Origin of the sequence: Aeromonas sp. 604176 (genome assembly GCF_049170755.1) — a bacterium.
Lineage (GTDB): Bacteria > Pseudomonadota > Gammaproteobacteria > Enterobacterales > Aeromonadaceae > Aeromonas > Aeromonas veronii_A.
On sequence record NZ_JAAKNE010000266.1, the window covers coordinates 1 to 1,084 of the forward strand.

General features: G+C 61.7%; 1 protein-coding gene. It reads right to left on the reverse strand.

The window, feature by feature from the left end:
* Positions 1–28 precede the first annotated feature (28 nt).
* Positions 29–1,084 (reverse strand): carbohydrate porin (locus G5358_RS21230; protein ID WP_421324895.1); only part of this gene is annotated, 1,056 nt, incomplete at its 5' end.

Below are 1,084 nucleotides of genomic sequence, written 5' to 3' on the forward strand. Positions count from 1 at the left end.
CTGCCATTTTTGTGATCGGGATAACGAACTAGAACCAGGTTTCCATCTGTACGCCAAAGTTCCACTCGCCACCGGCGGTGAAGTTGCTCTGACCCATGGCATCGTCGCTGGCGTAGTTGTCGAGCTCGGAGGACCAGTCCATCCAGGTGGCGAAGACCCTAAGCTCAGGCCGCTCGAAGAAACCGGCGGTCTGCGCCTTGAAGGTGGGGGCGAAGGTGAGCTTGGTGAAATTGCCGTTCACCGCCTGGCGTCCCTTGTAGCCCTTGGGATCGAGATCCATGTACTGCCAGGCCACCTCGTAGACCAGCTCGACGTTCTGGCTCAGCACCTGCGCCACCCGGGTATTGAAGGTGAGCCAGCGGTACTCGTCCCCTTTCACGTAGCGATCCTGACTCTGCTCGGCCAGCAGGGCCGGGGCAAAACGCCAGCGCGGATTAAGATCGGTAGCGCCAAACACGGCGACCCGCACCGAATCGGCGTCCGGCAACAGCTCGCTGTCAGAGCCCAGCCCCTTGACCTCGGCCCCCAGCCCATGACCGTACAGCACCGCCGCCTTGGCAAAACCGGGGTTGAGGCCAAAGAAGCTCTCGCCGTGGTAGGCCAGCAGGGTGTGTGCCCCCTTGTCCGCCGCCTCGCTGCCCGCCCCCTTGTCATTGATGCGGGCGTCATTGTCCTTTGCCGAGAGACCGTTCACCATCCACTGCCAGTTACCGACGCGGTTGTTCATGGTGAGGATGTAGCTCTCGATATCGGAAAGACCGCTGGCGCTGATGTCGCCGTAATCGCGGCCATAGAGAGAGAAGTTGGCCTTCCAGCTATCGGCCAGCTGCACGTCGTAGACACCGCCGCCGGTACCGGCCAGGAACACCACGTCGGAATCGAGCCAGTGGATGTCAAAGTTGTCGCGATCAAAGCGCTTGCCCGCCCACAGCACCGCATTCTTGAAGGGGCCGTCGAAGCTCGCCAGATTGCCGATCTCGGCAAACACCTGACGGGTATTGAGGCTCGAATCGCTGGCGGTCCAGTCGTTGCTGGTCTCCACCCCGTCTGCCAGCATCAGCTTGTAGCGGGCCCAGCTGCCATC